The sequence below is a fragment of the Acinetobacter sp. YH16042 genome (assembly GCF_013417245.1).
Taxonomy (GTDB): domain Bacteria; phylum Pseudomonadota; class Gammaproteobacteria; order Pseudomonadales; family Moraxellaceae; genus Acinetobacter; species Acinetobacter amyesii.
The window spans coordinates 45,195-70,495 of the sequence record NZ_VPEJ01000010.1 but is presented as its reverse complement, the minus strand read 5'-3'; the positions used below and the strand labels follow the sequence as shown (position 1 = coordinate 70,495).

Annotated in this window: 35 protein-coding genes and 1 tRNA gene; 13 read left to right on the top strand and 23 right to left on the bottom strand. The window is 38.9% G+C overall.

What is annotated here, in order from left to right:
* Positions 1 to 38: 38 nt before the first annotated feature.
* The 11 genes from FTV37_RS09220 to FTV37_RS09170 form a co-directional block, all read right to left on the bottom strand.
* Entirely contained in the window at positions 39 to 431 is a 393-nt protein-coding gene (locus tag FTV37_RS09220; RefSeq protein WP_168377678.1) for a hypothetical protein, read from the bottom strand.
* Between the two features lie 34 nt (positions 432 to 465).
* The gene (locus tag FTV37_RS09215; protein WP_180063602.1) at positions 466 to 1,662 is read right to left on the bottom strand and encodes a phage minor head protein; all 1,197 of its coding nucleotides are present in this window, start codon (positions 1,660 to 1,662) and stop codon (positions 466 to 468) included.
* The gene (locus tag FTV37_RS09210) at positions 1,663 to 3,123 is read right to left on the bottom strand and encodes a DUF935 family protein (protein WP_180063601.1); all 1,461 of its coding nucleotides are present in this window, start codon (positions 3,121 to 3,123) and stop codon (positions 1,663 to 1,665) included.
* A 12-nt stretch (positions 3,124 to 3,135) separates the two neighbouring features.
* Positions 3,136 to 4,383, bottom strand: coding sequence for a PBSX family phage terminase large subunit (locus tag FTV37_RS09205; protein ID WP_180063600.1), 1,248 nt, complete (start codon positions 4,381 to 4,383; stop codon positions 3,136 to 3,138).
* A 12-nt stretch (positions 4,384 to 4,395) separates the two neighbouring features.
* Positions 4,396 to 4,821: a DUF2280 domain-containing protein gene (locus tag FTV37_RS09200; protein ID WP_168377682.1), complete on the bottom strand. Its 426-nt coding sequence runs from the start codon at positions 4,819 to 4,821 to the stop codon at positions 4,396 to 4,398.
* 58 nt (positions 4,822 to 4,879) lie between these two features.
* Positions 4,880 to 5,521 (bottom strand): putative metallopeptidase, encoded by a 642-nt coding sequence (locus tag FTV37_RS09195; protein ID WP_180063599.1) that lies wholly within the window; start codon positions 5,519 to 5,521, stop codon positions 4,880 to 4,882.
* Complete coding sequence (locus FTV37_RS09190) at positions 5,490 to 5,918, bottom strand: hypothetical protein (protein WP_180063598.1); 429 nt, start codon at positions 5,916 to 5,918, stop codon at positions 5,490 to 5,492. The genes FTV37_RS09195 and FTV37_RS09190 overlap by 32 nt, the downstream gene beginning before the upstream one ends.
* Before the next feature lie 53 nt (positions 5,919 to 5,971).
* A complete protein-coding gene (locus FTV37_RS09185; protein ID WP_180063597.1) occupies positions 5,972 to 6,184 on the bottom strand; it encodes a hypothetical protein in 213 nt (70 codons plus the stop codon).
* A gap of 2 nt (positions 6,185 to 6,186) precedes the next feature.
* Positions 6,187 to 6,402 (bottom strand): cold-shock protein, encoded by a 216-nt coding sequence (locus tag FTV37_RS09180; RefSeq protein WP_180063596.1) that lies wholly within the window; start codon positions 6,400 to 6,402, stop codon positions 6,187 to 6,189.
* A gap of 125 nt (positions 6,403 to 6,527) precedes the next feature.
* Positions 6,528 to 6,749, bottom strand: coding sequence for a transposase (locus FTV37_RS09175; RefSeq protein ID WP_180063595.1), 222 nt, complete (start codon positions 6,747 to 6,749; stop codon positions 6,528 to 6,530).
* Between the two features lie 855 nt (positions 6,750 to 7,604).
* A tRNA-Arg gene (locus FTV37_RS09170) sits at positions 7,605 to 7,680 on the bottom strand.
* A 438-nt stretch (positions 7,681 to 8,118) separates the two neighbouring features.
* Here FTV37_RS09170 and FTV37_RS09165 point away from each other — a divergent pair.
* Positions 8,119 to 8,883: a hypothetical protein gene (locus FTV37_RS09165; protein WP_180063594.1), complete on the top strand. Its 765-nt coding sequence runs from the start codon at positions 8,119 to 8,121 to the stop codon at positions 8,881 to 8,883.
* Here the strand turns inward: FTV37_RS09165 and FTV37_RS09160 are convergent.
* Genes FTV37_RS09160 through FTV37_RS09120 form a run of 9 tightly spaced genes read right to left on the bottom strand, consistent with a single transcriptional unit; the run spans position 8,865 to position 12,806 of the window.
* Positions 8,865 to 9,269 (bottom strand): antiterminator Q family protein, encoded by a 405-nt coding sequence (locus FTV37_RS09160; RefSeq protein WP_180063593.1) that lies wholly within the window; start codon positions 9,267 to 9,269, stop codon positions 8,865 to 8,867. The genes FTV37_RS09165 and FTV37_RS09160 overlap by 19 nt on opposite strands.
* Positions 9,266 to 9,676, bottom strand: a complete 411-nt coding sequence (locus tag FTV37_RS09155) for a hypothetical protein (RefSeq protein WP_180063592.1) — start codon at positions 9,674 to 9,676, stop codon at positions 9,266 to 9,268. The genes FTV37_RS09160 and FTV37_RS09155 overlap by 4 nt, the downstream gene beginning before the upstream one ends.
* Positions 9,676 to 9,918 carry a hypothetical protein gene (locus FTV37_RS09150; protein WP_078190839.1) on the bottom strand — a complete coding sequence of 81 codons (243 nt, stop codon included), beginning with the start codon at positions 9,916 to 9,918 and terminating at the stop codon, positions 9,676 to 9,678. Before FTV37_RS09150 ends, FTV37_RS09155 begins: the two co-directional genes overlap by 1 nt.
* Positions 9,915 to 10,658, bottom strand: a complete 744-nt coding sequence (locus FTV37_RS09145; RefSeq protein WP_180063591.1) for an ATP-binding protein — start codon at positions 10,656 to 10,658, stop codon at positions 9,915 to 9,917. Before FTV37_RS09145 ends, FTV37_RS09150 begins: the two co-directional genes overlap by 4 nt.
* Entirely contained in the window at positions 10,655 to 11,485 is an 831-nt protein-coding gene (locus tag FTV37_RS09140; protein WP_180063590.1) for a YdaU family protein, read from the bottom strand. Before FTV37_RS09140 ends, FTV37_RS09145 begins: the two co-directional genes overlap by 4 nt.
* Positions 11,485 to 11,781 (bottom strand): hypothetical protein, encoded by a 297-nt coding sequence (locus FTV37_RS09135; protein WP_168377693.1) that lies wholly within the window; start codon positions 11,779 to 11,781, stop codon positions 11,485 to 11,487. Before FTV37_RS09135 ends, FTV37_RS09140 begins: the two co-directional genes overlap by 1 nt.
* On the bottom strand, positions 11,778 to 12,035 hold the full coding sequence (locus FTV37_RS09130) for a hypothetical protein (protein WP_257224266.1): 258 nt from the start codon (positions 12,033 to 12,035) through the stop codon (positions 11,778 to 11,780). The genes FTV37_RS09135 and FTV37_RS09130 overlap by 4 nt, the downstream gene beginning before the upstream one ends.
* 54 nt (positions 12,036 to 12,089) lie before the next feature.
* Complete coding sequence (locus FTV37_RS09125) at positions 12,090 to 12,536, bottom strand: phage regulatory CII family protein (RefSeq protein WP_078190844.1); 447 nt, start codon at positions 12,534 to 12,536, stop codon at positions 12,090 to 12,092.
* Between the two features lie 21 nt (positions 12,537 to 12,557).
* On the bottom strand, positions 12,558 to 12,806 hold the full coding sequence (locus FTV37_RS09120; protein ID WP_180063589.1) for a Cro/CI family transcriptional regulator: 249 nt from the start codon (positions 12,804 to 12,806) through the stop codon (positions 12,558 to 12,560).
* 1 nt (position 12,807) lies between these two features.
* Between FTV37_RS09120 and FTV37_RS09115 the strand changes: the two genes are divergently transcribed.
* From FTV37_RS09115 to FTV37_RS09100, 4 genes are all read left to right on the top strand, one after another.
* On the top strand, positions 12,808 to 13,587 hold the full coding sequence (locus FTV37_RS09115) for a LexA family transcriptional regulator (protein WP_180063588.1): 780 nt from the start codon (positions 12,808 to 12,810) through the stop codon (positions 13,585 to 13,587).
* A 27-nt stretch (positions 13,588 to 13,614) separates the two neighbouring features.
* A complete protein-coding gene (locus FTV37_RS09110; RefSeq protein ID WP_180063587.1) occupies positions 13,615 to 15,357 on the top strand; it encodes an AAA family ATPase in 1,743 nt (580 codons plus the stop codon).
* A 28-nt stretch (positions 15,358 to 15,385) separates the two neighbouring features.
* On the top strand, positions 15,386 to 16,249 hold the full coding sequence (locus tag FTV37_RS09105; RefSeq protein ID WP_180063586.1) for a DNA adenine methylase: 864 nt from the start codon (positions 15,386 to 15,388) through the stop codon (positions 16,247 to 16,249).
* Between the two features lie 86 nt (positions 16,250 to 16,335).
* Complete coding sequence (locus tag FTV37_RS09100) at positions 16,336 to 16,665, top strand: hypothetical protein (protein ID WP_180063585.1); 330 nt, start codon at positions 16,336 to 16,338, stop codon at positions 16,663 to 16,665.
* Here the strand turns inward: FTV37_RS09100 and FTV37_RS09095 are convergent.
* Both FTV37_RS09095 and FTV37_RS09090 read right to left on the bottom strand, forming a co-directional pair.
* A complete protein-coding gene (locus FTV37_RS09095; RefSeq protein WP_180063584.1) occupies positions 16,662 to 17,009 on the bottom strand; it encodes a hypothetical protein in 348 nt (115 codons plus the stop codon). The two genes, FTV37_RS09100 and FTV37_RS09095, sit on opposite strands and share 4 nt — an antisense overlap.
* Before the next feature lie 91 nt (positions 17,010 to 17,100).
* Positions 17,101 to 17,997 carry a hypothetical protein gene (locus FTV37_RS09090; RefSeq protein ID WP_180063583.1) on the bottom strand — a complete coding sequence of 299 codons (897 nt, stop codon included), beginning with the start codon at positions 17,995 to 17,997 and terminating at the stop codon, positions 17,101 to 17,103.
* A gap of 247 nt (positions 17,998 to 18,244) precedes the next feature.
* Between FTV37_RS09090 and FTV37_RS09085 the strand changes: the two genes are divergently transcribed.
* The 5 genes from FTV37_RS09085 (at position 18,245) to FTV37_RS17885 (ending at position 21,527) form a co-directional block, all read left to right on the top strand.
* A complete protein-coding gene (locus tag FTV37_RS09085; protein ID WP_180063582.1) occupies positions 18,245 to 18,670 on the top strand; it encodes a hypothetical protein in 426 nt (141 codons plus the stop codon).
* On the top strand, positions 18,670 to 19,791 hold the full coding sequence (locus FTV37_RS09080; protein ID WP_168377705.1) for an ATP-binding protein: 1,122 nt from the start codon (positions 18,670 to 18,672) through the stop codon (positions 19,789 to 19,791). Before FTV37_RS09085 ends, FTV37_RS09080 begins: the two co-directional genes overlap by 1 nt.
* Entirely contained in the window at positions 19,788 to 20,957 is a 1,170-nt protein-coding gene (locus FTV37_RS09075) for a hypothetical protein (protein ID WP_180063581.1), read from the top strand. The genes FTV37_RS09080 and FTV37_RS09075 overlap by 4 nt, the downstream gene beginning before the upstream one ends.
* Positions 20,954 to 21,211, top strand: a complete 258-nt coding sequence (locus FTV37_RS09070) for a hypothetical protein (RefSeq protein WP_180063580.1) — start codon at positions 20,954 to 20,956, stop codon at positions 21,209 to 21,211. The genes FTV37_RS09075 and FTV37_RS09070 overlap by 4 nt, the downstream gene beginning before the upstream one ends.
* A 94-nt stretch (positions 21,212 to 21,305) precedes the next feature.
* Positions 21,306 to 21,527, top strand: coding sequence for a hypothetical protein (locus FTV37_RS17885; protein WP_168377601.1), 222 nt, complete (start codon positions 21,306 to 21,308; stop codon positions 21,525 to 21,527).
* Here FTV37_RS17885 and FTV37_RS09065 read toward each other — a convergent pair.
* Positions 21,437 to 22,738 carry a site-specific integrase gene (locus FTV37_RS09065; protein ID WP_180063579.1) on the bottom strand — a complete coding sequence of 434 codons (1,302 nt, stop codon included), beginning with the start codon at positions 22,736 to 22,738 and terminating at the stop codon, positions 21,437 to 21,439. The two genes, FTV37_RS17885 and FTV37_RS09065, sit on opposite strands and share 91 nt — an antisense overlap.
* A 221-nt stretch (positions 22,739 to 22,959) precedes the next feature.
* Between FTV37_RS09065 and FTV37_RS09060 the strand changes: the two genes are divergently transcribed.
* From FTV37_RS09060 to recA, 3 genes are all read left to right on the top strand, one after another.
* Positions 22,960 to 23,649, top strand: coding sequence for an HAD-IA family hydrolase (locus FTV37_RS09060; RefSeq protein WP_218947582.1), 690 nt, complete (start codon positions 22,960 to 22,962; stop codon positions 23,647 to 23,649).
* Entirely contained in the window at positions 23,642 to 24,082 is a 441-nt protein-coding gene (locus FTV37_RS09055) for an RNA-binding S4 domain-containing protein (protein ID WP_168377604.1), read from the top strand. The genes FTV37_RS09060 and FTV37_RS09055 overlap by 8 nt, the downstream gene beginning before the upstream one ends.
* A gap of 145 nt (positions 24,083 to 24,227) precedes the next feature.
* The gene (gene recA, locus FTV37_RS09050; RefSeq protein ID WP_180054430.1) at positions 24,228 to 25,271 is read left to right on the top strand and encodes a recombinase RecA; all 1,044 of its coding nucleotides are present in this window, start codon (positions 24,228 to 24,230) and stop codon (positions 25,269 to 25,271) included.
* Positions 25,272 to 25,301 lie beyond the last annotated feature (30 nt).

The window sequence follows — 25,301 nt, the reverse complement described above, 5'->3', positions numbered from 1 at the left end:
AAAACCGCCCGAAGGCGGTTCTGGTTGCTAATAATTCATTACTTAGTGATTTTTAAGAATGTGATTTCAAAATTTTCCCCATCCCAGAAAGTAATTTCTCCAATCCAATCAAGTTTTGGTGAAAATGTATTTTTGAATTTACTCGCATCTTCACCACGTTTAACACCTTCAATATTATTCGTCCGCGCTATCACGGCTCTAATAGGTATTTTTTGTTCATATGCTATTAAGAGATTCTCTCTAAATTCTTTATTTCCATGTCCATGCCATCTAGAAATTGAATCCCTATAGATTGATTTTCTATTTTCTGTTCTAAAGAAGTCTTGCCATAAACTTAAAACTAATTGTTTGTCTTCATTAAAAGCCGAAACTGACCAAAATGTATTCTTCTGGGTAGCGCCTAACTTCTTGAAAGCCTCAGTTTTATTCATATTAGCCACACTCTGAATCTGTTTATTTTATCAATTATAATAGTTTCAAAGTATAAACCATCTGCTCTTTCAGTACTTCAATAGAAATAACCTCGAAAGCCACTCCCAAAGGCAACAATACACCCTCTCCTGCATTCAACTGTTCAAGATCAATCCCCAGGCCATTGGCATTCTCAATTTGAATCATGATGTTCGATTGCCCTGCTAAAAGCATCGGGGCATCCAATGTCACCACCTTGCCTACTTCGAGTGAAGCTGCGTAAGCCAGTGTGGTTGTGCCGGTAATTACGTCTGAGGTGTTTTTAGCTACAGCATGAATCGCTCCTATATCCTGAACCAACCACTGCTTAAGCACTTGGTCAGCCTTGGATGAGGCTTTGCTATTCAAATAGTTTGTAATGGCCTGGTCATTGCCTTGCACATAATCCAAGAAAGTACGAATAGCACTTGGTCGAATCAAAGGATCTAATGGAATTACTTTATTAGCCACCGTATCGAATAAGTCCCGAGTCTTATCATCCATAGGAGCAAATAGACTCGTAAGCTTTTTCGATGCAGTCCACTCAGCTTTGATGACTTCCTTCTGCTCGAGGAGGTATTCCTTATCTAGTACTGACACATTGATCTTTTTATCTACCAATGCCTCTAGATCACCAAACTGCAATGGATGCGATGACCAGTCCAATGCCTCAGTAACTTCCGGCAACTTATCATCCGGTGTAATGCCGTATTTGAGCGCCTGTGCCTCTGTAAGTGCGATGACTGTACAGCGGCAGCGGAATCCTAATGGCGGGTAATGCGTTAGCCAAAATGCATGATCAATCGGCAATACAATTCGATTCAATGCCAAATGTGATGGGCGTACACGACTATCATCGATAGCCGAGTACATTAGATAAGGGCGTTTGGCTTTATTTCGATTCTGCTGCTGCCATCGCCCATGACCATAAGCACTTTGGAGATTGGTGCGAAACACAGTATCCAAGTAATGCTTTGGCAGAACGATTTCAGATTCTTCAATCAACTTCTGAAAATCGTTAAACGTTCCACCATTGGCTAAAGTCCTATTCAGTGACTTAATTACTGTCTCAACTTGCTCAAGACTCGATAGAAAGCTCACTGTAGTCGCCATCTGCCGTGTCTTTAAGTCCATTGAATAAAACTCATCAGGCAGCACAATCTTTTTGTCATGCGCGTACTGAAGCGCTTCAAGGAATGTGACTGGTTGCATCTATTTCCCCTTGGCTGCTGTCGCATACCCCAATACATCTGCAGCATATAAAGCCTGATCTAAATTGGCCTTAAACTGAGATTCAGATACAGACGGAATCAACTGCATTAAATTGAATGCCAGGCCTTCGGGACTATCCGACTCAGCAACAAGCTGCTTAATCTGCTCATTACTTAAAAGCTGCAGATCCTTTTGGCCATCGGTTAATTCCTCAACTTCTTGCTGTTCAGCTGAAAGTTTATTGGCCTGGGCTTTAAAGCTGAATGCACGATTAGGTATCGCTGAGAATTGGGTGTTTAGAAAAGGTTGGTTTGACTCAGCGATATCACCATCCTGAAGCCCGTACTCACGCTGAAAATACTGTGGCGTTAGGTTTGCACCAGCATTCTTAAGATGAGCATCACGCTCGGCTTGATCCTTATTGAGTGGTTTAGGTTTTTCACCGAGCATAACCTCATACACACCCCAACCATTTAGAGCGCATAGTGCATTCACCACTGCTTGCAAAGTAGGCGTAACCAGTCGAATGTCAGATTTGAGTTTATCCATCCTTACATTTTCATGGACTTGACCTAATGCTCTACTACCAACACCATCAGTCCCACTAGTAAGTGTTTGCCCTAAGATGACTTTTTGAATCTGTCGTACAAGCTGATTATTGAAAGACTCAAACGCAGCTCCAGCAGTACCACTCGCACCAGATGTACCCAGTACCTGAACATCGTCTTCAGCATCGATCGACAATACACTTTGAGCATGAGCATTTAATAATGCTCTATTCATGTCTTCAGTTTCGGTATCTTTACATTTACCTAAAAGAATTGGCGTACCAAAACGCTCTAAGAATTTAGCCCAAAATTTGAATCCATTCTGCTTAAAGAAAAATAGCCAATACAGTGTTGCTAGCAATGCTTTTCCATAAGGTTGTTCATATGAAGCTTTACGACGCGTTAAGAAGAATTTAAATACTTGATCGACCTCCTGCTCATTAGCAGTCCCTTCCTGACGGTAAATTAGTCGACCATCATTTTTAGGTTCAAACCATTGCATTGGCTTTTCACCAATCCATTCCAGGCCGATGTAACCCTCTGGTTTAAGTTCATAAACAGCTTCTTGAACCGAATAGCCAAAAAACAAGGCATTCAAAGAACCGGCCGCAATCTCATGAAACCATTCTTTGAGAACAAGTGTTAATTTTTCGGCCTCATCTGTATCACTTGGTTCAACTCTTAGCGGTGTAGCCAGTAGTGCATCTATGCGAGTCTCAACCGCCTGGGCAACTTCATCATCATCTAGCAATACTCGTAATCTGTGACGTGTAATGCCAGCCTTACGAAGCACCTCATCGGTATCTGGTTGCTTGCCAAAATTAACTAAAAAACGCGTTACCGCTTCTTGAGTGTATAGGTTGCCAAGAGACAAAGCCTTCTTTGACGCTTTGTCTTTTTTAGACTTTGCCATGTGTTTTCCTTATCAATAAGTTCGACTACCTGCACCAGCAGGTTTTTTGCTGCTTCGACCCTTAATCAATGGCTGTAAGCCATAGCGAATACCATCCATATGATGGTTGTTGAGATCCAAAATATCCGGCAGTACATCACCTGCACGATTGACCTTGTATGAATACAACTTGAACTCTCTAGCTGTTTCAGGGCAATCAGGGTGAATAATGATTTGCTTGAATTTCTTCATATACGTCACACCGTCTTCTACAGATCCAGGCCACTTGTCTGCTGCTTTAATCTTGAAACCTTGGCGTTTCATATAACTAATAGTTTCAGGTCGCGAATTATCAGCTCTGATTTCGTGAGTACGAACGCCCGGCACTTCATCAAAAAGATTCGGAAGATGATCAATCTCACAACCCACTTGATGAGCTTCATTACGTATATAGAGAATATCGTCATGAATAAAAATACGGTTTAGTGTTGTTGGATCTTGTGAGAACCCCCAATCGGAACCGTAGTACACTTCTGTCCAGTCAGCATCAGGTTCAAACTCATCAACCACATAATGACCAGAGAAGATAATGGCCTGGCTAAATTCAAGGTAAGCACCATGCCAAACATGCTCAAACATAGGCCATGCATTTTCATCACCTGCAGCCTGCATCCTAATTGCACGCTTACGATCTTCCTCGTATTCGTCCAACAGTGTTTGCGGAGCAAATGGGTTGTTGTTGATGTTTACTTCAATAACGATGGAGTCTTCAGGTGCAAACTCACCACGTAGAAAATCATCTATAGGGTCGTCTTTCGATTCGGGGTTCCATGTCGCCCAAATTTGTGACCCCTCAGCACGCATTGTTGGACGTAATAGTCTGAGGGATTTTGATGAAAGCCTATTAGCTTCTTCAATCCAAGCTATCTTAAAACCCTCAAGGGATTTGATTGAATCAGCTGTGTGGTCTTGCATACCCTGAAAAAGAATTACTCCCTCCCCACCCTTTCGCTTGATTAGGTCACGTTGCACATCAAACAGATGTGATACGCCTAGAGCCTTGATCTTGTCCTCAATAAGCTGCTTACTTGAGTACTTAATCGATTTCTGAATCTCACGAATACATACAGCGCGAAGATCTTTATCAATGACGCATTCCTCTACCAGCTGCTCACCTACAAAATGTGACTTACCTGATCCACGCCCCCCATGAGCACCCTTATATCGTGCTGTCTTAAACCAAGGTTTTGACCAACGTGGAGTTTTGATTCTAAGCTCCACAGTGGAATCCTTCTAATCTATAAACTCTCGAATAACTTTGATTTCCAAGTCAGCACCATCTTTACCAGTGTGCTCCTGACGAATTGTCCTGCCATCAGTTTCTTGATGTGCAAGCTTTAATAACTTTTGTTTTGCGACTTTGTTCTTCCCAGAGTCATCATACATCTTTTGGATTTCTTTCAAGCGGTAGAACTTGTTCGCAATTGGAATATCGATTAATCCAGCATCGAAATCCTCACGGGTTTTCTCAAATAATTGGACGTATTTCTTGCTCAGGTTTTTCCCACGTCGCTTGGTTGGATCGTACAAAGCCACCTGAGATCGATCGAGAATCAGATCAAACTCTTGCTTCACAAGATCCGCGACTTCTTGAGGGGTGTCACGGCAAGCAAGAGACTGAATTATAAAAATTTTCACAGGCTCTTTAAGTGTTGCCATAAATTCCTCTTTGTGTCGCTACGTGTCGCAAGATAGGCAAAAAAAAGAGCCTTTCGGCTCAGTTAATCACACAGTTTCCGCAACACGCTGCAATGTTTGTCTCCGATACAAATGGAGCATTTTTAGCAATATCCAATAGTCGTTGTACTGAGCTATCGATTCCGTGCTGACGTATTTCACCAAAGAAAACTTCAACATCATGGCCAGCCAAATAATGCTTCGGCAATCCAGTCATATCGCTATAAATGATTTCCCCATCTTCATATCGTTCTACACCAATGTGATATAGCTCGTGTTCAATCAAACGGCAGAATTCACGATCAGAGGTTTGCTCACAAAATGCTGCATCAATCGTGATTAAGTACTGAGGTACAAAGCCAAACCAGTCTCGCATTTGTTGTTCTTGGCGAGCTTTCTTCCATCCACCTTGGTTAAACATCACTTTTTCACATTGACCCAGTACCATGCGCTTTTTAGCCATAGCCGCAGAAGATGCCCATGCAAATGCCAAAAACTCTTCATTGTCGTGAATCAGCTCAGCGATATGATCATGGTCTGGGTTATGTAGTTGGCCACCCATAGTTAGATAATTATCTTTCACCCAGGCCAGTAATTCTTGTGCTGGTGCAAGACGTATAGCGTCTTCTTCCTCAGCCTGATCTATAAGTTCAGTCGGTGGGAATGGTCTGATCTGTTCCATGTGATGCCTTTAATTGTCTTAGCCAGGCCGTTGCACGCCCCATATTGATATCTGCTAATTCAAACCTGTGAAATCGATACCCCATTTCTTCTGCATGGTCATAACGATCAATACTCCAAGCTTTTGTTGCAAGTTTGCCTTTACGACCTCCAGACCATGGACCAGTTGCTATTTCAATTAGCATGCGATGTTCGATGAGGTGTAAGTCAAAACGCCAGTGCTTTGTACTTTTGAAATGAAAGTATTCTTCATACTTCATTTCCATCCGGTCTAATATTTCTTTTAGTCGCTCGAATGCTTCTAAGTATTTTTCACTGGTTTTGGGTAATGGCCTGGAGCGTAGTTTCTTTTTAGGCGGAATCTTTTTAGTTAGGTTTTTATAGGTATCAAGTTCCATATTTCACCCAATAAAAAACCTCCCGGAGGAGGTTAATTTAATTGCATGTAAAATTAAAATAACTTAAATATTTTTCCAGTTTTATCACTGTAGAAATGCATATCAAAGCTAGGCTTAATTATTTCATCATCTATATTTAGATAACGGACGCAATCACCAAAACTATTTGGCTCATCAGATGATTTTTCGCACATAGCTTCTAGTGTATAGACAGCGCCATGTTGATCAACCACGTCCAGCATTACTTTATTTAATGGCGTATTCATAATTAATTATCAATCGCTACAATTTCACTTGCCTGAAATCCGCGTTGTCCTTTAGATTGTGAAAACTGAACCCGTTGCCCTTCAGCTAAGCTTTTAAAACCATTTGACATAATTTGAGAAAAATGTGCAAAAACTTCATTACCATTATCTGCGGCAATAAAACCAAAACCTTTTGCATCATTGAACCACTTCACAGTGCCAGTAGTTAAATTAGACATATATTTTTCCTTATAGATTTTTTGTGATAGAGAAAAATTCGAAATACCCTTAGTTTAAAAATATAAAAAACAAAAAATAAATTAAAAATTTTACTCTATGTGACGTATTGAATAATGTTGACGAATTAAGAGTACAGTTTATAAAGCTTATTCAATTCAGTATAAAAAGACTTACCATCTAAATTCAGTTCAATTTTTTTGCCTGACTCAAGTTCAACTTGCTTTGCAACTTCAACCCAAGTATGGCCATTCATTGTGCTTTGAATTTTGTTTAATGGAATAATGTTTACACGTATAACATCGCCATTGATTGCTGCGGCGGTTGTCCACCCATTTGAAATGTTCATTTAATCACTCATGTAATGAGCTTTTGCAAACAAGAAAGTATTTAAAGATAAAACCAATTGTAAGGTTGGAGATAATTCACTTAAGAAGATATTTAAACTTATGATATTTACAGTAGCTGTGAAATTTAAAAAAGATATAAAAATTAAATTAGTATCTTAAAAATAAAATTTAAGGAAAACCCACGGATAGCTGCAGGCTTCCCTTGATCGGCATGATGCGAATTCATGCTATGCGTTAACTGTTTGAATTTGATGCTTGAACATCAGAATGGAGGGAATACGCAATTCCGTTAACAACTCAAACACTACCGTTCCGCTTACGGATTCGATCAAACAAACTATATCAGATATATTAATATTTACCTAACTTTATTTCAATTTTATTTATATTTGTGATTTATATATTCTCCTTCTGCTAGCTATCCAATATCTAGGTGATAAACATTGCACCACTTCATGCAAATTTCTAAGTCATGTTTTGCTTGTACTTTATCTGTCATGGCTCAATCTTCTTTTTAGATGCTACATAAACACCTTCGTTAAACGCGATCGGCTTACTTTCAACAATGTCTTTCTTAAACCACTTAAAGCACAACCCGTACCCAAATAAGAATGAAACTAAACCCACTACGATATAAGCCATACCAACCACCAAATAAGAAAAGAAAAACCCCTCAACATTAGAATGTGAAGGGCTTTTATGCGCCGTAATACGTTCGGCAAATTATCTAACTTCTTTCAAACAACTTCGACAAACTTTTATCTCATCACCATCAATGGTGTGGTCAATTTCAACCGCACCATGAAAGCCGAATAAGCATTTTAAAAATTGGAGCATGTGAATCTCCTGAATATTGGCGCGCCCAGTAGGATTCGAACCCACATAAGGCGGAATAGAAGTCCGATGCATAATCCTTTCTGCCATAGGCGCATTGGGTGGCGGCATAAAAATTTAAACCACTAAGATTAAATGAAGCCGCCTTAGGTGCCCTGATATTGCTTACACAAAAAACATTTCTCAGGGCATTAAAAAGGGCGTGGCAAATCACCACACCCTTGCCTTGGATATCGATATTAATCAGCTCGGCAACTGATCTACCGCTACTCACAATCACACACACCTAACATGCAAGGCCTGCTTTACTTGCTTTCGTTCTCTTTAAGGTTGGGGCGCCACCCCCTAGTCTAGATTCCCGAAGGAAGTTTACTCGATGGCATGTTCTATGAATTGGCTTTTCACAGGCAACAAAAAAGCCCACCATTTGGCGAGCTTTTAAGTTCTATGTTGTCGATCAATGCAACTACAGCGACAATATCACAAATATAGTAGTTTGCTGCGCGCAACTCAAGTAAAATTAACGATATTTTTATGAAAGAATTCTTCATGTTTTTCTTTAATATTTTAAAAGAGTGGACTTTAAACTTACTTTTAGCCTTATCCTTATTTTGTTTATGTATTATTTTAAATAATAAACTAGATGAAACGATGTATGAAATTTTAAAAAATATTTCATACAGTATTATTGCTAGCATAATTTTTTATTATATTAATGTGATATATACCAATTCAAAGAATGATAAAAAAATTAGGAATTATTTAATTGAAGAATATAAATTAGTCAAATCTATTCAATTAAATTCAATTTATATATGTCTTCCCTATACCCATCAAAGCGTCCTACCACGAAATAATTTAAACAATCCTGAGTTCTTCTCTCATTACTTTATTTCAAATAATAAAGGACTTCCGAATTGGTATAAGTTCATAGTTGACAATATGGATGAAGAAAATAAAAAGCTTGTGATAGATCAAATGATTGATTTTAAAAATCTTCTAACTCAAAACATCCATAGTTTAAGTTTAACTTCAAAATCTAGAATTCATCTTAATAGCTATATTAGGAGTGTTGAGAGGCTTCAATCAGGTAATCATGAAGAATTTTATAGTTTATTACTTTCTTGCGGGTGTGCATTTTCTGTAACTACAGGCAAAGGATATGAATGTGATCCGCAACTTTATTTCCTTAATAGTCTAAATTACACCTTTAAGAAATGGCGATACATTAAATGCTACGCCATCACTACATATATTTGGTTCTGGACCGTTTTTTCTTATTACACATTTATTGCATGACAAATAGCCTCAAGCCTACTATCCAACCAAGTCTCAGCCGCCAATAGAAACTTATCAATATTACGGCGATCCACCTTGGTCTTACTCGCCAATACGGCGATCGGATACCCCTTTAAATAATGAAACTCAATCCATTGGTACAGGTCCGGCCGTGAAAAGCGTAACTGAGTCACCAGATGATCAATAGCAATCAAAGCATTATCATCCAGCATCACCTGAATACCTGACGACTTCTGCCCCTCTTTCAAACGCATCAAACCATATGTAGGTGAGGTATAAGTCAATTCACTTGGATTATAAGAAGCATGTCGTGCCCATTTACCCCACTGCGCCAATTCATTCTGCATCATACGAACTGTTGGTTTTATTTCTGTAACTGCATTCATCCTAAATTCCCTACCATCTTCTCAATCTGCTGAATTGCTAAACCTGACTTCACTTGCTCTGTACTAAACCGTATGACTTGATAACCCAGCATTGCTGCCGCGTTATATTTCTCCATATCACCGATATACCCTTTACCCCTTGTATGCCTACCACCACTCCAAATACCACCTTCAACCTCTATCAAAATCATTCTTCCCTTTAGATGGAAATCAGCTCTCCATTTACGGCTCGGGCGAAACGTAAATTCTTGTTCAAAATCGATTTTTAAAGCCTTTAGTTCTCTTGCCAATTTCGCCTCAAACTCATTCGGTACCTTTTGACTTTTAACCTTAGGTCTTTTGGTACCTCGTTTAGGTTTAGCATCACCGATCATTTGTTTGTATTCAGCAATTGAGTAGCTGGTCACTACTTCACCCCAAATAACTGCTTTGTTTTGTTAGTAGCGGTATAAGCACGTTCTACTTGCTTGCCATTACTCTGCAGATACCCAGCTTCTACAAGTTTCTTAAGATGTAAATTTAATTGGCAACGCCCCCAATCAGTCACGTTTTCCTCAAGCTCTAAAGCAGTCACCTCACCAGTAGAAAATGCGATGTATACAAGTACGTTTTTAATCTCTTCAAATTTTTTAACGTATGACGTATTCATGCTGCACCTCCTACACGCTGATCCGCCCAATTACATTCGACAATCACCAGGCCATCATGCTGAAAACGAGACCATAAACGATCCCCCAAATCCTTTTGCAACTCAGCCATCGTCATGTTCGAAATCAACATCGTTGGCTTTGCTGCGTCATAACGCGCATACAAAACTTTGTGCACAAGCTGCAACCGATTTTCATGACGGTCATGCAAGCCATATTCATCAAGAATTAACAGGTCATATTCGGTGAATCGGTGAATTGCATTTGATTCAGTGTCATCTGCTTTTTTCCAAGCATTCGCAATCTCATTACCCATATCTTCTGAAGTGATGTAACGAGCATATTTGCGTGATTCCAAGATGTTCCGAGCTACAGCGCATGCCAAATGTGTTTTACCTGTACCTGTACGACCCACCATAATCAAATTGCGGTTGACACCCTGCTTGAAGTCCTTTGTGAATGCTGTGCAGTGTTGCTTGGCGTTTTGCTGACCAATGTTTTTTACGATGTAATCTTTGAAACCACTATTCGCATGACGAGCTGGTAACTTAGCCCCCTCAAAATGCTTTTCGCGAACCATGCGATTTACTTCGACCTCGTGATCCCTATGGGCTTTGTTTAAAATCTCTGTAGCGCATTGTTTGCAAATTGCAGTACGACCAACTAAGACTTTTTGAGCTCGGTGTGTTTCACAGTATTCAGAACTCAACTGGATCTGCACATTCAAAATTGAGGCGTTCATAGCAGTCCTCCACAATCGATATCACTTGCAGGTGCATACTGCTGTACTTCACCCCAAGCATCATTTACGTTTCGAGAATTTTGTTTTTCAGTGGTATGGTTTTTCGTTTTCGTTGCTTCACGCTCAGCTTTGGCCAATTGTTTTTCAAATTCCTGAAAAATCCATTGCGCAAACTTGCGAAGTTTTTGGTTATCAGTGAGCTGGTGATTGTTTTCATGGTGAGTATTAAAATTCCCAAGATGGAATTGAAAATCTTCCATGCTTAGGATTTCAGAAACTCGTTGAGAATATTTTGTGGTTCTCAAGGCAATCGCCAGTTGTTCAAGATCTGGTTTCCAATGATCGCTTCCTGAAAAATCTGCTTGCGCGTTTGTGTGTGTATTCTCTTGGTTTATGGTTAATGGTTCTTGGTTCTTGGTTAAGGTTTCTTGTGGGATTCCAGAAATAACCGACTGGGTTTCTTTATCATTCATTTGAAAACCGTTTGGGTTTTCTTTGGCTTGCTTTTTAGGTCTGCCACCATTCCCACCATTCTTGCGATTGGTTTCTGCTTTAGCGTGATACGCTTTTACTTCGCTTTCACAACGGTTATGAACCCAACCGTTTTCGGTTTCCACAAAGAACTCAATAAGAATGTCGCGTACTGCATTCTTTTCATCTTCAGTACGTGCTAGCGCCATGCGAAAAAGCTCACGCTCATTGAGCGGTAAAGGTTTTTCGTTCAGGTAATACGTATCTAAAAGCCAATTGTAGACACCATGTTCGAGCAAACTTAAATGAGCTGTAGCTGAGCGATAGTCACCAATGTTCTTTTTGTAGTAGTGCATTAGGCAGCACTCCGCTCAAGTTTAAGGTTCACACCGAGTTGATCGCATTCATCTTTAAGCTCTGAAAGCATGTCACTCAAACCAAACAGATCTAAACGATTCGCAAGGTTTTGCAGAAATAAGCGTTTTGCTACTTCTATGTCTTCTGTTGAATCGTGCGTTGCACACTCATGGGTTTCACATTCAGCACATTCAAACTCATAGCCGTTATCAACCAGCTCATCTGCTATTTGATTCAATTCAGATTGACTTGCTTTCCAGATAAAGTCTGATACATCGCTAATATCTATGTTCATGACACCTCTCCCATTGCCATTTCCACAGCCGTTAAGCGACGTTTAGCGCCTAATTCAGCTACGTTTGCATGACGCACTAAATGGCTCAGCGCAAAGTTATGATTTCCATCCAGTAACACACCATCACCTTGGACTTTATGTACGGTCATTAGATGGCCTGGTTTGATTGGGTCTGTGAAGACCACAACGTCGCCATTGAGGAATCCATCGTTTGCCATGTCATTGTTTTGTGGTATATTTGGTTTCAGATTCATTTGTGATTCCGTCATATTTTGAATTGGAAGCCTGATGTACGAGATCAGGCTTTTTTATTGCTCGACGCATTTGTTTATTTGAGCTTCTAGCTCGGCCAATATTTCGTGCAGAAAATGGATGACCTTCGACATATCAATCGCTTCACCTCGGGTGATCCGACCATCTGCCATCATTTCTTTGAACTGCGCACATATATCTCCACCACCCATTCCAATACTCAGTACTAGGTCTGTGAGCGCTGTATCTCGACATTCGGGTATGCATGGCAAGTTGATGGCCACTTTTCCGTGTTGAGCATTCAGTCTTTGCAGAATTCGGTAATCCCCTGTCAGCTCCATAAGTTTTGAAGCCTCAAGCAAGGTGATGTGGTGTGTTTCCGTATTGGGATTCACTTTACTGTTCAGTACCGCAGGGCTTTTTATGCCCATTCGTGGCGCTAATGCATTCGCTCCACCTTGGTAGTCGTGAACAGTGTTGTAAGCAGCATCCAATATGTTCATATCGGTTTCCTTTGAACGTGTTTATTGGAGGGCTGTGTTATTACTATTTTTAGTAGAACGAATGAAAGTCCAATTAATGTCTGGGCGCAATTGCTCAGCTTTAACTTTAGATTTAGTTAATTCTTCGATTGGCAAACAACGTTCTTCAGGAATTTTATCGAAATTCCATTTACTTAGAGCCCAAGGTGTTATGCCTAATCCACGGGCTAATGCAGACTTATTGCCAGCAATTTTTATCGCTTTTTCTAAAGCATCTTTTGGAGTTGACATAATGCACTCATTAAAACTACTTAAAGTAGAAGATAATATACTACCTAAAATAGAATTGGTGCAACTAAAAATACGAGGTAAACTTCTACCATTGGTAGAAAATGGAAAGAAATCCAAAGTGCAGACAGCAAAATATCTTGAATTTGCATCAAGACTTAAAGGCCTTATGGATAAGGAAGGATCTCCTATTACAACTGTTAATCAGTTGAAAGATGCTATTGATGTGACGTATGAGATGGCTCGTAGATACACGCTTGGTATTGCAAAGCCACGTGAAGAAAAAATGCAAATTCTTGCTGACAAATTTAATGTTGATATTAGTTATCTAGATCATGGCACTGGTTTAGAACCAAATGTAACAGCCCCTTTTCCAGTTGCAGGTCGATTAGTTCCAGTTATTTCATGGGTGCAAGCTGGCTCATGGACCACTGTAGATTCTGTTCCCGCAGGTACTCAGTTTGAAGAATGGTTACCGCCGAACCCTAAATGCGGAAAGAATGGCTATGGTTTGGAAGTTGTTGGTGAGTCTATGCTCCCCGACTTTAGGCCTGGCGATAAGATTTATGTGAATCCTGACTTTCAAATAACAGATTTAAAAACAGGTGATTTAGTTATTGTTTCTTGCCAAGGCGATAGTGAAGCGACGTTTAAGAAGCTTATTGTTGAAAGCGGGAATATGTATTTGCAGCCTTTAAATCCTGACTGGCCAGAGAAAACCATAGCTTTAGAAGATGGTTGTAAGTTGGTTGGTAAGGTTGTTGGGTTGTATCGGGATGTATAGTTGAATTATGTGTATTTTGAGAAAAATATGAATATCAAACTTAAATCAATAAAATTTGGTGAAAATAAATTCAGAAAATTACAGAAGTTGGAAATTATTTTTTCTGACAGGATTACTGTTATTGGGGGGTTAAATGGCATTGGAAAATCGACAATTTTAGGTCTTATTGCTAATTGTAGTGGGATTAGGTCTTCTCAATATAAGAGTTATTTTAATGCTTTATTTCAAGCCAACTTCCAAGAGCTTTTTCATTTAGATGAAAATGATGATTATAAAGAAAAAATCGAAGATAAATCGTATATCGATATCACTTATTTATTTGATAATATTGAATTTACTAAAAGATGTAGCGTTTCACGACATTCTGATAAAAACTCTGAAGGAGATTTAATTACTCGTTTAAAAGTTGTTCCTCGCACTCTTGATAAGCAATTGGGATCACAATTTGAAATTGGTGAATCAGCAAAAGTTCCTCTGCCAACCCTCTACCTTGGAATGAGTCGAATGACTCCAATTGGAGAGTACGAAAAAGATCGTATACGACTTACCAAAGTTAGAAATATAGAAGAAGTAGATAAAATCTATATTCAGCAATTATTTAAAGATGTTATTACTTTTGATGTATCTTCTTCAGAAGATCCTATTATTGATCACGACTTTAAAGGCTCAAAGAAAAGATCAAAACTCCCATCTTTGAAACATAATACTTTTTCAATTTCCTTGGGCCAAGATTCTCTTAGTGGTATCTTTACCGCTTTAGCATCATTTAAAAAATTAAAGCGTGAAATGGATGTATATCCTGGTGGGCTATTAATCATTGATGAAATTGATGCAGGATTACATCACATTGCACAAATAAGATTAATGCATTTATTAAAAAAAGAAGCTAGAAGGTTGAACTTGCAAATTGTTTTTACAACCCATTCTCTAACTATTTTCAAACATATTTTAACCCTACCAGAATCTCAAATAGAAAAAGGGAGCGTAGAAGACACTGTTGTGTACCTTCATAATACACCAGCCCCCAAAATATTGGTGAATCCAAACTATTTAAGAATAAAAAATAATCAATTATCGCAAAGTAAAGATCCTGACATTGCATCTTCAGAGGCGCCAATGGTAAAAATATACCTAGAAGATGATGAAGGAAAATTTTTCCTAGAGAAGATATTTTCGTTTAAGAATATTAATGATTTCAAAGCACTTTATGGTGCGGAACTGAATTTGATTTCTTTAAAAGTGGGTTGTTCTAGCCTAATGAATCTATTTAAAGCAGATAAATATTTTAGCACTGTGGTGATAGTGCCTGATAATGATATTTTATCTGAAGAGAACAATAGAAAGACTATTAGTCAGCATAAGCAATTTTGCCCACTACCCTCAGATAAATCTTTCAATGAAAACACTCCATCTACAGATAGAAATCCAGAGAAAATAATTTATGATTTCATTAATAACAAAATCATAAATTATGATAGTGAGGATCCATTCTGGGAACACATTCTCGATATCAATGATGGAGCATATGATTTTGATTATATTCAAAATACAATACTTCCTATTCCTGATCGCAAACACGATAATTCACAACTTCCAAAAATCAGAGATAAGATGAAGTATTGGTTTAATGTACACAAAAGCTTTATCGAAAATGCTAAGATAATTGAAAGTTGGTGTTTGGAAAATACTGATCAGGTCGATAATTTTTGCAGGGATCTCCAAATGAGTATTGCATTTGTATGCCAAGAAAATTCCACATTAACAAACTAAGTTGTTGCGCTGAAGGTGAATATTTTTGTTGAAAAGATTTAATACTCCTCTACGCTACCCTGGTGGAAAAGGTAAATTTGCGCCCTTTGTTAAAGATCTGATGGAAGCAAACAACCTTTCAGGTGATTATCTCGAACCATATGCGGGAGGAGCTGGTGTTGCTCTAGATTTATTATTTAATGGGTACTGTAAAAACATTCACATCAATGATTTTGATGTAGCTATTTATAATTTCTGGAAAAGCATTACAGAAGATACTGAAGGTTTTTTAAAGAAGGTTATTGATACCGATGTAACCATAGAGGAATGGTTTAAGCAAAAAGAAGTCTTGGCTAATCCTGAAATTCATTCAACTCTTGAACATGGTTTTTCTACATTCTTCCTTAATAGAACTAATCGTTCTGGAATTTTAAAAGGTGGTGTCATTGGTGGAAAGACTCAGTCTGGTGAGTATAAGCTTGATGCTCGTTTTAATAAAGTTGATCTTGTTAAACGAATTGAAATGATTGGCCAGTTTGCTAAACATATTAATGTCTACAATAAGGATGCAGTTGAGCTACTAAATGAAGTCGACAGCTTGCTCCCCCCAGACTCTCTTATCTATCTAGACCCTCCCTATTATGTCAAAGGTCAAGGTTTATATAGAAATTTCTATATGCATGAAGATCATGTTCAAATACGAAAGGCGCTGGATTCAGTGAAAACAAACTGGATAGTTTCTTACGATAACTGTCAAGAAATTAAAGATATTTATACTGGATATGCGCAAGATGATTATGTTTTGAATTATAGTGCATATCATAAAATGAAAGGCTCAGAAGTCATGATCTATGGCCCTTCCATCAAGTCAGTTGATATTCCCACTCAACAACTAAACCTCAATATTGCGTAAAAAACTTCAAACAACCCACCCCATGGTGGGTTTTCTTTTATCACGAGCCCTACTAGACTAGCCACAACTTAGAAAAATTTGAACCTATGGAAACCATCTCATTTTTATGTTTAATCACTTTTGGAATATTTGGCTGCTATGAGCCTGAGCAGATAGATCCAGAGCGTGAACAATTGCTACTGGATTATAAAGAACTTGATTCAAAGTTTATGTGGTATCAAGCTCAATTGGTGGGTCCCGCAACAGAAAATGAGCTTCGTAAGCAAATTATTTGTAGTGACTTCCCTACTGCATATGAACAAGAATATAAACCATTGATGATCAAACTTGAAGGTACTTATGAAACAGACCATTCTAAAGATCTAATGAATGCTTTCGACTCATACAAATCGAAATATAATATTCAATGTAACTAAGGTTTAGAAGTTAACGTATGTTGGGCATTTCCGGCATCAGTTTTTTCTATCTTAGGATAAAGATCGCGTTCTGCAGCGTCTAGTCTTGCTTTGGCATCAGCGATAACTTTTGCATAATACGCATCAGATGATCTTGCTTTAACTGCATCACAATTTATTTTTTTCTGGCAATTGTCGTATTCTTGTTTGGCTATACTTGCTCTTTTCATAACATCATCATAATGCTTAACAGCCTCATACCATCTAACTTGCACATTTTCATCAAAAGTTGATTGGTCAGCATTCGCATGACACATCATCACTGTTGCACAGCCAATCATGATTAAAGAGTAGAATTTGAACATCTAAATACTCATTTTTTTATTAGGGGTAGTGAGAGCTTAGCATAGCTTCATCTCACCCACCTCGTGTGGTGGGTTTTTTCGTTATATGCCCTTAAACAGCTTCAACAATTGGATAATATTCCACTTCAAAAAACCATACGGAGCTTACATTTTTAGAGATTGAGCCGCCAATATCAAGCCCCTTATCTGCAATCTCTGCGGCTATTTTTCCACCACCTGTAAAAGTTTCCTTAAATTGCAAAGTAACTTGATGCTTTATTAAGTGCCCCTCTAGGCGATCTTGAGCCATTGTACGCAAATCTGTATCAATTAACGTCCAAGACTGGAGATGTTCTGGTATATATGGAGCTGATCTTGGCTCACCAAACTCACTATAAACTTCTTTTATAACCGCACCATCTTTTTCAAAAGACGCATTGATGCCAATATTTGCACAAACTGCTTGAGGTATAGTGGTACCAACACTTAATTGCCCTTTGCTATCAAAAAATTTTGCATCCTTTAAAACAATGCTTTTTGCTCCCAATGCACTTGCTAATCTTCTAAAAGAAGCTTCCTTTTCTTTCGCCAATACAGCTTCGTAATTACACGGACGTATATATAAATTATCTAATAAGGGGTGCTTTAAATAAAAACTACCGTTAGTTGGCTTGTCTCCAATTTCAAATTTCATTCCTTCTGTATTGTTTGGTGAAATACATGCCAATTCAGATGAAAGATTCAACTCTTTTTTTATTTGCTGCAAAATTTGTTCTTTTAACAAAGGTAAAGCTTTAGCTTGCTTTTTTTCCTTCTCCCTTTCTTTTCGGTTAAATACAGCTAGAGCGGTATTAATTGTTGCGGCAAACGGGTTGTATGAAAATATTTTACTTACTATTTCAGCGATATCTAATGCCAATTGCTTGTCAAATTTTATTTTAGACCCCTTAGCGATTTCTAATAATTTTTCATCATCAGCAATAAGAATTAATTCAGCCTTGTTAGACATAAGCCCCTCTAAATTTAATTAAATATATGAAGTTTATTGTCTTTTTAATTTATCAAATTAATTAATTATATGCAGCATACTTAATTTTTATTTTTCCTACTACAAACAAAAAACAATTTAAAGTAGAAAATAATTCTACTATGTATTGACTTTATTTCTACTTAAAGTAGTATTTATTTCACCAGACAACAAAAAAGCGCCGAAGTTTGAGACCCGAGGCGCTTTTACAGAAAACTGCGAGATAAGTATGAACAAAACCTTAACCCCTTTCAATAGCCTCAAGGTAACACTTGTCGCTGCAACCGTAACAATCGGTGCAATAGCATTCGCTTATAAGCCACAAGCTCTCAACACTCAGGTGCTTCACAAAAGCATCCCTGAAGTTACTACCGTTGCTGCAATGGAACTCACTTCCAAAACTTCAGGTAATGCAGTTATCCGTTTAGACAACTTCACCCTAGACGTAAGCTTTGACTTTGAACCATTTGAAGACAGCTACGGCTTACCCGGTAGTGAATTTGATACGGCTGAAATTACCCAGCTATCTGTAGATCACATCACCGATGAATACGGCAATCCATTCCCCGACTTCACAGATTACAACGACCACCGCAACATCAATGAAATGTTGGTGCAGCACATGATTAAAAACCGTTTGTTGGGAGAAGTGTGATGACTATTAATATTATTCCAGCAGACCAAGCACTGAATGTCAGTGCCATCATCACTTACATCTATGCAGATCCAGGCCTCGGCAAATCCTCTTTAGGCTTTACTGCTGATAAAGCTGTTTCCTTTGACTTTGACCGTGGTGCACATCGTACCGGTGAACTTCGTCGTGGTGCAGTAATTCCAGTTCAACAATGGGCTGACGTTGCAGGTCTTACAACTCAAGACTTAGCACCTTACAACACTGTCGTTATTGATACAGTAGGCGCGATGCTTGAATGCATTAAAACCCACCTACTACTTCATCCTAACAACCGGCAGAAAGATGGCGCTTTAAAACTTAAAGCCCAAGGTTTGGCCAATCAAACATTCAAGCAATACGTGAATACCCTAATCAGCATGGGTAAGGATGTTGTTTTTATTGCTCACGCCTCTGAGGACCAAAATAATGATCAGATCATCTACCGTCCTGACTTAGGCGGTAAGAATAGAAATGAGCTGTACCGTATTGCAGATATGATGGGCTACATGACTACTGTCACTACTGGCGAAGGTAAGAATGCTCGTGTCATCAACTTCAAACCATCTCCAACTCATCATGCAAAAAACTCAGGTGCTCTTGGTGGAGAAACTGGTGAAGTTTGGGTACCTGACTTAAAAACAGAACCGATGTTTTTAGCACAATTAATTTCAGCAGCTAAGGCACACATCAATACATTAACCCCTGCGCAATTGGCTTCAGCAAAAGCACTTGAAGACTTGGAAAACTGGAAACAAAGCTGTGATGAAGCGCTATATGCCAGTGACCTAAACCAGTTAACTGAGTCCCTTGATAAGAGTCATATGTATTACCAAAACATGCGCCAAGCCATGCTACTCAAAGCCAAAGAACTAAATTGTACCTTTGATAAGCATAAAGAAACGTGGATGAGTCCACCTGAATTTAATGGCATATCAGATGCGCAACGTGATGATCTATTGGCCTTCATCGATGAGCGTGGATTAGATACAAAAACTGTATGCGAGCATCTAGGTATAGATTCGCTGATGCAGATCGATGTATCGAAAATTCAAGAAGTAAAACAGGAATTAGATCAAATTGCTAAAGCGGGAGTAAATTCATGATTATCTTAAACGGACAAGAAGCATTTGCTGCCATGGCTGCAGGTCAAAACATTGAATGTCGCCATACTGGATCTGATTTAGATTTTGATAGCATTCGTAATTTCCCTGCGACTGTTTTCTTTGACCCTGATCATGAATTCCGTATTGCTGTCGTATATATGACCATTGGCACCATTCAAGTTCCAGAAGCCATATCTGAAGCACCAGCAAAAGGTACACCATGTTTTGCCCCATCACTTTTAACAGCTGAATTGAGTAAAGCATTCAAATGGAAAAACTCTGAATCTGACTTGGAATTACTCACTCGTGGCTTAGTTCATCTATATGAAGATAATGCGGTAGTTCACGCTCAGGCATTGATTTCAGTGAGTGGTGGGTCTTTAAATAAAGAAGAACCTGTCTGTGATACATCATTGCCTTGGGTAAATGAACCAGCTAAAGAAGCTAAAAATAGCCAAATTCAAACATCAAATGATGTTAAAGAAAAAGCATCTGAGCAATCTGCAGTTGAAGAGATTGAAACAGATCCAGTGAAACTGGTTGAAAAGTTCACTATGCAAATTAATGCATGCACCACCAACGAAGCAGTCTTGGCATTACGTCCGGTGTTCATGGCAAATGGTCATTTAGAACGTGAACACACTCAGCACCTATGTAAGTTAACTGAGGACAAGCTGCTTGAACTAGATCCTGAGCAATATACACCTAAGCCAGAACATACGACTGACAACTTAAGTGTAGAAGAACTCAAAAGTTTACAGGTTGAGGCCGAAAAGTTAGTAGCAGATAAAAAGTTAGCTAGCGAATCAACAGATGATGAATATCAAAATGTTTTGAAAGATTTAATAACCAGTGCAACAAATGCTCAAACACCTAAAGAAGCCACTGCCCTTACCGGTTATACACGCAACTGGACTGAAGCACAGCGCAAACCATTATTGGATGCTATTCATAAGCGCCTACTTGAGCTTGCACCTGCAGAAGCTGAAATTAAGACTCCACCTTCACTGATGGTTCAGATTCAGAATGCACCAGACTTAACGACATTAGATGCTTTGGAAATTGATGTTTCTGCACGTAGTCCTGAAATTCAACCTAAGTTAATGGACTACGTTAAAAAGCGCCGCTTCGAGCTTGAAAATCAAGCAAGTCAGGTGAGCTCATGATTTGTCCTAAATCATTAGTCCCGGCCTTCACAATGTTTTTAGCAAGTGATGGATATCAATGCGTAATTAATAAAATTGTTGGTGAAGCTGTTTTCACTAAAGCAAATAAACCTAGTTTGAAGATTGATAATGCGGGAAACATGAATGGTGCTGCTCAAAAGCGTTATGAGCTTTTTCTTAAATTATGGCTAAAGAATGGCAAAGAATTTATTCTTCGCCTTCAAGCCCAGGCCCTTATTTTAAAGGTGGCGTGATGGATCCCAACGGCGAAGATACAGATATAGGACATGAATGTATTTCTGAGGATTTTCTTGAATCAGTGAAACAAATTTTAAAGGAGGTGTCTTGATGGGATTATATATTTCAACGCCTGATTTGTTGAAGCGCTACGGTATTACCAAAGGCACTTTGATCAATTGGCGTGATAAACAGGATTTTCCAGAACCATTGATCAAAGCACATGGGCGCTCATGTAGTCGCTATGGCATCAAGGCTGTAGATGCTTGGGAAAGAAGTAAAGGGTTGCTTGAGTCATTAGAAATACAGCCTTTAATATCGAAACGCTCGTGATTGTTCAATATGGTGCAGAGTTTATGGAACCACTTCTCATAAGCCTGCGCCTGTTCATCCATGTATTCATGTAAATCATAGGTTCCCCATACAGCAGGTAACCCATGACCCAGCATAATTTCACAAATATGCGGTGGCGCTAATTCGGATATATGTGTTCTCATCGTCCTGCGCAAATCATGCATAGTCCAATGCTGCATCTCTACATCAAATCGCTTACGCACATTGTCATTCACATATGGTGGAATTGTTGTTTGAAAGCTTTTTGAAAGCTTCGTATATGCTTTACCTTTTAAGTTTGGAAAAGCATATTCACAGCTATCAGGCGACAGTGAAAAAACATACTTAATGAATGGCACAATTTGTGGAATGAGGGGTCGGATAATCGGCTTGTGGGTACGGTCCCCCATCTTGTGATTCTCTGGTGGTACGTGCCAAATCATTTCCTGAAAATCAAAGTCAGATTTCTTGGCCAGCCTCAATTCTGATACACGGCAGCCAAAGAACAGTAGCATAATAATAATGGCTTTGTTTTTTGGTGATATGGCATTGGATCTCAGAGAAGCATGCACCACCCAGAATATTTCCTGTTCTGAAAGATAACGCGAACGCTTCACTTTCTTTACGTTTAAATCAGCTGCTTTAAGATGCTGAATAGGCTGATTCATTAATTTCCCGTGTACACACCCCCAGCGCATAATCATTTTGAGATTACCAAGTATTTTCACTGCTACCGTTTTAGCACCATCTGTAATTTCAAATAATAGCGATGACCATTCTTGTAGGGTGACATCGTTACAAATTCTACGACCTATACGTGGATAAACGTGAATTTCAAATGCCCTTAAATCATATTCTTTTGAGACTTTATTTACGGCAATTGTATTAAACCAGAGGTCACATATTTCTTTGACGGTCAGCTGCTTCAGATAGTCGCTTTCCCCTTTTAGCTTAAGTTGCATTGGGTCCTTGCCTTGATCTAGCTCAATTTTATATTTATGAACCTGAGCACGAGCATCTTTTAGACCTAATAATGGGTATGTACCTAGATCTAGTCTTTTGGCTTGACCACCAAAACGATAGCGATATTGAAAAACGACTTTTCCCTTTGGGGATATTCTGACTGACAAACCATCTCTATCTGTTACAACTTCGACTTTTTCTCGCGGTTTCCCATTATTTGATTTTAGCCAACTATCACTTAAAGACATTTAAATTTTCCAGTCCAAATACTTTATACTCTGTACATATTCAAGCAGAGCAAAAATATGTACACACATATGTACATATTTTTTCTTGAAAGGTAAATAACTTTGTTAAACTTTGAAATTATTTGATCATCGTTAATAAACGCGAAAGTTGAGCAATTTCATTGAATCTAAAGCTTTTCTATATGCTTTGTTAAACTTTGAAAATCTTTGGAGAATCTTGAATGCAAAAACCGACTATAATTTTCGATATGGACGGTACTTTACTCGATCTTGCTTATGATGATTTCATTTGGAATGAGCTTCTGCCAATTCGCTATGCTGAACAGCATCAGTGCTCACTCGAACAAAGCAAGCAAACGCTATTTAGTTTTTATCAACAGCATAATCATACCCTAAAATGGTACTCATCTCGCTTTTGGACGTCACAAGTTGGCGTTGATGTTTTGGCAATGCAAATAGAACAAAAAGCCAAAGTGGCTAAACGCGAAGGCTGCATTAAGCTGCTTACCTATCTAAAAGAAAATGGCTATCCTATTTGGCTTGCGACCAATGCCGACTTTGCAGGCTTACAATTCAAACTCGAAGAAACCGGTCTTCGTGATTATTTTGATGTTATCGTCAGTTCAGAAACGCTCGGTCATGCCAAAGAATTTATTGAGTTTTGGCAAATATTAGCAAGCAAACATCCCTTCGATGCAAAAAACTGTTACTTCATTGATGACACAGAAAAAGTGCTTAATGGTGCAAAACTTTTTGGGATTGAACAGCTCTATTCGATTCAGCAGCCTTCATCTGCCAAAGCGCCTCGCGAGACTTGCAATTACCCAATGCTGTCCGCATTAACAGATTTAATCCCTATTTTAGAAGCTCAAATGATTGAGCAAGCCGAGGAACAGAAAAAATATGCGTAAATCAAATCTAGCCGAAGATGCGGTTGGTATGCGTATAGACAAATGGTTGTGGGCTGCACGTTTTTTTAAAACACGCTCTATTGCCAAAAATGCGATTGAAGGCGGTAAAGTTCATCATAATGGCGAACGCGTTAAAGTCTCTCGTGAAGTTCGTGTAGGCATGGAATTAACCATTGCTCAAGGCCTTGAGAAAAAAACCGTGGTGGTAAAAGCACTGTCGGATGTTCGTGGGCCTGCCCCAACCGCTCAGCTGCTTTATGATGAAACTGAGGTCAGTATTGCAAAACGGGAATTGCTCGCATCACAAAGAAAGTTGCATAATCTAGCTCGGCCAGATCATCGACCAAGTAAAAAAGATCGTCGAGATATTGGTAAATTTAAAAGAGAAAATGATCAACAGTTTGACCAGCAATGGTCTTATAATGATGATTAAGTTAAAGCGTCACAACATGTCGCACCTGTTGTGATTTTCATAGAACAAAAGGATGATTTCTGTCACTATACCCTCGTGGAACAGATTTAAACTGAATACATCCACTTGAGTATATTGTTTCGTGACATCGTATTGAGGTTGTAAGATGGATGATAATAAAAGCAAGGCGTTAAATGCGGCCTTAAGCCAAATTGAAAAGCAGTTTGGTAAAAACACCGTTATGCGTCTTGGTGATAATACTGTACAGGCGGTTGAGGCTGTTTCTACGGGTTCTTTAACACTAGATATCGCACTAGGTATTGGTGGTTTACCTAAAGGTCGTATCGTAGAAATCTACGGTCCTGAATCTTCTGGTAAAACGACTATGACATTACAAGCCATTGCCCAATGTCAAAAAACTGGCGGTACTTGTGCATTCATCGATGCTGAACATGCATTAGACCCTCAATACGCACGTAAACTTGGCGTAGATATTGATAACTTACTTGTTTCACAGCCAGACAATGGTGAACAAGCACTTGAAATTGCAGACATGCTGGTACGTTCAGGTGCCATTGACCTGATCGTTGTCGACTCTGTAGCTGCACTGACCCCTCGCGCCGAAATTGAAGGCGAAATGGGTGACTCACACATGGGCTTACAAGCTCGCCTGATGAGCCAAGCACTGCGTAAAATTACCGGTAATGCGAAACGTTCGAACTGTATGGTGATCTTCATTAACCAAATCCGTATGAAGATTGGTGTAATGTTTGGTAGCCCAGAAACCACAACTGGTGGTAATGCACTTAAATTCTATGCATCTGTACGTTTAGATATCCGCCGTATTGGTCAAGTGAAAGAAGGCGACGAAATCATTGGTTCAGAAACCAAAGTGAAAGTTGTGAAAAACAAAATGGCTCCTCCATTCCGTGAAGCGATTTTCCAAATTCTTTATGGTAAAGGCGTGAACCATTTAGGTGAGCTTGTTGACCTCGCAGTACAACAAGAAATTGTTCAAAAAGCAGGTGCTTGGTATTCATACCAAGGTGACAAGATTGGGCAAGGTAAAAACAATACCATTCGCCACTTAGAAGAACACCCTGAACTTGTGCAAACTATCGAAAAACTGATTCGTGAACAACTTCTGACTACGGGTACAGCACCTGTAGAAGACAAAGACGAAGAAGAACCAGACTTTTTAGATGCTTAATTACAGCATACTTTAATAGTAGACGAAACG

Coding starts and splice junctions, on each gene's coding strand:
- FTV37_RS09210 (WP_180063601.1), bottom strand. CDS start 3,123: ATGGCAAAGTCTAAAAAAGACAAAGCGTCAAAGAAGGCTTTGTCTCTT.
- FTV37_RS09175 (WP_180063595.1), bottom strand. CDS start 6,749: ATGAACATTTCAAATGGGTGGACAACCGCCGCAGCAATCAATGGCGAT.
- recA (WP_180054430.1), top strand. CDS start 24,228: ATGGATGATAATAAAAGCAAGGCGTTAAATGCGGCCTTAAGCCAAATT.
- FTV37_RS09190 (WP_180063598.1), bottom strand. CDS start 5,918: ATGGAACTTGATACCTATAAAAACCTAACTAAAAAGATTCCGCCTAAA.
- FTV37_RS09115 (WP_180063588.1), top strand. CDS start 12,808: ATGCACTCATTAAAACTACTTAAAGTAGAAGATAATATACTACCTAAA.
- FTV37_RS09130 (WP_257224266.1), bottom strand. CDS start 12,035: ATGAATCTGAAACCAAATATACCACAAAACAATGACATGGCAAACGAT.
- FTV37_RS09085 (WP_180063582.1), top strand. CDS start 18,245: ATGAACAAAACCTTAACCCCTTTCAATAGCCTCAAGGTAACACTTGTC.
- FTV37_RS09160 (WP_180063593.1), bottom strand. CDS start 9,269: ATGAATGCAGTTACAGAAATAAAACCAACAGTTCGTATGATGCAGAAT.
- FTV37_RS09095 (WP_180063584.1), bottom strand. CDS start 17,009: ATGTTCAAATTCTACTCTTTAATCATGATTGGCTGTGCAACAGTGATG.
- FTV37_RS09080 (WP_168377705.1), top strand. CDS start 18,670: ATGACTATTAATATTATTCCAGCAGACCAAGCACTGAATGTCAGTGCC.
- FTV37_RS09135 (WP_168377693.1), bottom strand. CDS start 11,781: ATGAACATAGATATTAGCGATGTATCAGACTTTATCTGGAAAGCAAGT.
- FTV37_RS09100 (WP_180063585.1), top strand. CDS start 16,336: ATGGAAACCATCTCATTTTTATGTTTAATCACTTTTGGAATATTTGGC.
- FTV37_RS09110 (WP_180063587.1), top strand. CDS start 13,615: ATGAATATCAAACTTAAATCAATAAAATTTGGTGAAAATAAATTCAGA.
- FTV37_RS09070 (WP_180063580.1), top strand. CDS start 20,954: ATGATTTGTCCTAAATCATTAGTCCCGGCCTTCACAATGTTTTTAGCA.
- FTV37_RS09180 (WP_180063596.1), bottom strand. CDS start 6,402: ATGTCTAATTTAACTACTGGCACTGTGAAGTGGTTCAATGATGCAAAA.
- FTV37_RS09185 (WP_180063597.1), bottom strand. CDS start 6,184: ATGAATACGCCATTAAATAAAGTAATGCTGGACGTGGTTGATCAACAT.
- FTV37_RS09075 (WP_180063581.1), top strand. CDS start 19,788: ATGATTATCTTAAACGGACAAGAAGCATTTGCTGCCATGGCTGCAGGT.
- FTV37_RS17885 (WP_168377601.1), top strand. CDS start 21,306: ATGGGATTATATATTTCAACGCCTGATTTGTTGAAGCGCTACGGTATT.
- FTV37_RS09065 (WP_180063579.1), bottom strand. CDS start 22,738: ATGTCTTTAAGTGATAGTTGGCTAAAATCAAATAATGGGAAACCGCGA.
- FTV37_RS09220 (WP_168377678.1), bottom strand. CDS start 431: ATGAATAAAACTGAGGCTTTCAAGAAGTTAGGCGCTACCCAGAAGAAT.
- FTV37_RS09215 (WP_180063602.1), bottom strand. CDS start 1,662: ATGCAACCAGTCACATTCCTTGAAGCGCTTCAGTACGCGCATGACAAA.
- FTV37_RS09200 (WP_168377682.1), bottom strand. CDS start 4,821: ATGGCAACACTTAAAGAGCCTGTGAAAATTTTTATAATTCAGTCTCTT.
- FTV37_RS09060 (WP_218947582.1), top strand. CDS start 22,960: ATGCAAAAACCGACTATAATTTTCGATATGGACGGTACTTTACTCGAT.
- FTV37_RS09090 (WP_180063583.1), bottom strand. CDS start 17,997: ATGTCTAACAAGGCTGAATTAATTCTTATTGCTGATGATGAAAAATTA.
- FTV37_RS09125 (WP_078190844.1), bottom strand. CDS start 12,536: ATGAACATATTGGATGCTGCTTACAACACTGTTCACGACTACCAAGGT.
- FTV37_RS09120 (WP_180063589.1), bottom strand. CDS start 12,806: ATGTCAACTCCAAAAGATGCTTTAGAAAAAGCGATAAAAATTGCTGGC.
- FTV37_RS09140 (WP_180063590.1), bottom strand. CDS start 11,485: ATGCACTACTACAAAAAGAACATTGGTGACTATCGCTCAGCTACAGCT.
- FTV37_RS09195 (WP_180063599.1), bottom strand. CDS start 5,521: ATGGAACAGATCAGACCATTCCCACCGACTGAACTTATAGATCAGGCT.
- FTV37_RS09145 (WP_180063591.1), bottom strand. CDS start 10,658: ATGAACGCCTCAATTTTGAATGTGCAGATCCAGTTGAGTTCTGAATAC.
- FTV37_RS09055 (WP_168377604.1), top strand. CDS start 23,642: ATGCGTAAATCAAATCTAGCCGAAGATGCGGTTGGTATGCGTATAGAC.
- FTV37_RS09165 (WP_180063594.1), top strand. CDS start 8,119: ATGAAAGAATTCTTCATGTTTTTCTTTAATATTTTAAAAGAGTGGACT.
- FTV37_RS09150 (WP_078190839.1), bottom strand. CDS start 9,918: ATGAATACGTCATACGTTAAAAAATTTGAAGAGATTAAAAACGTACTT.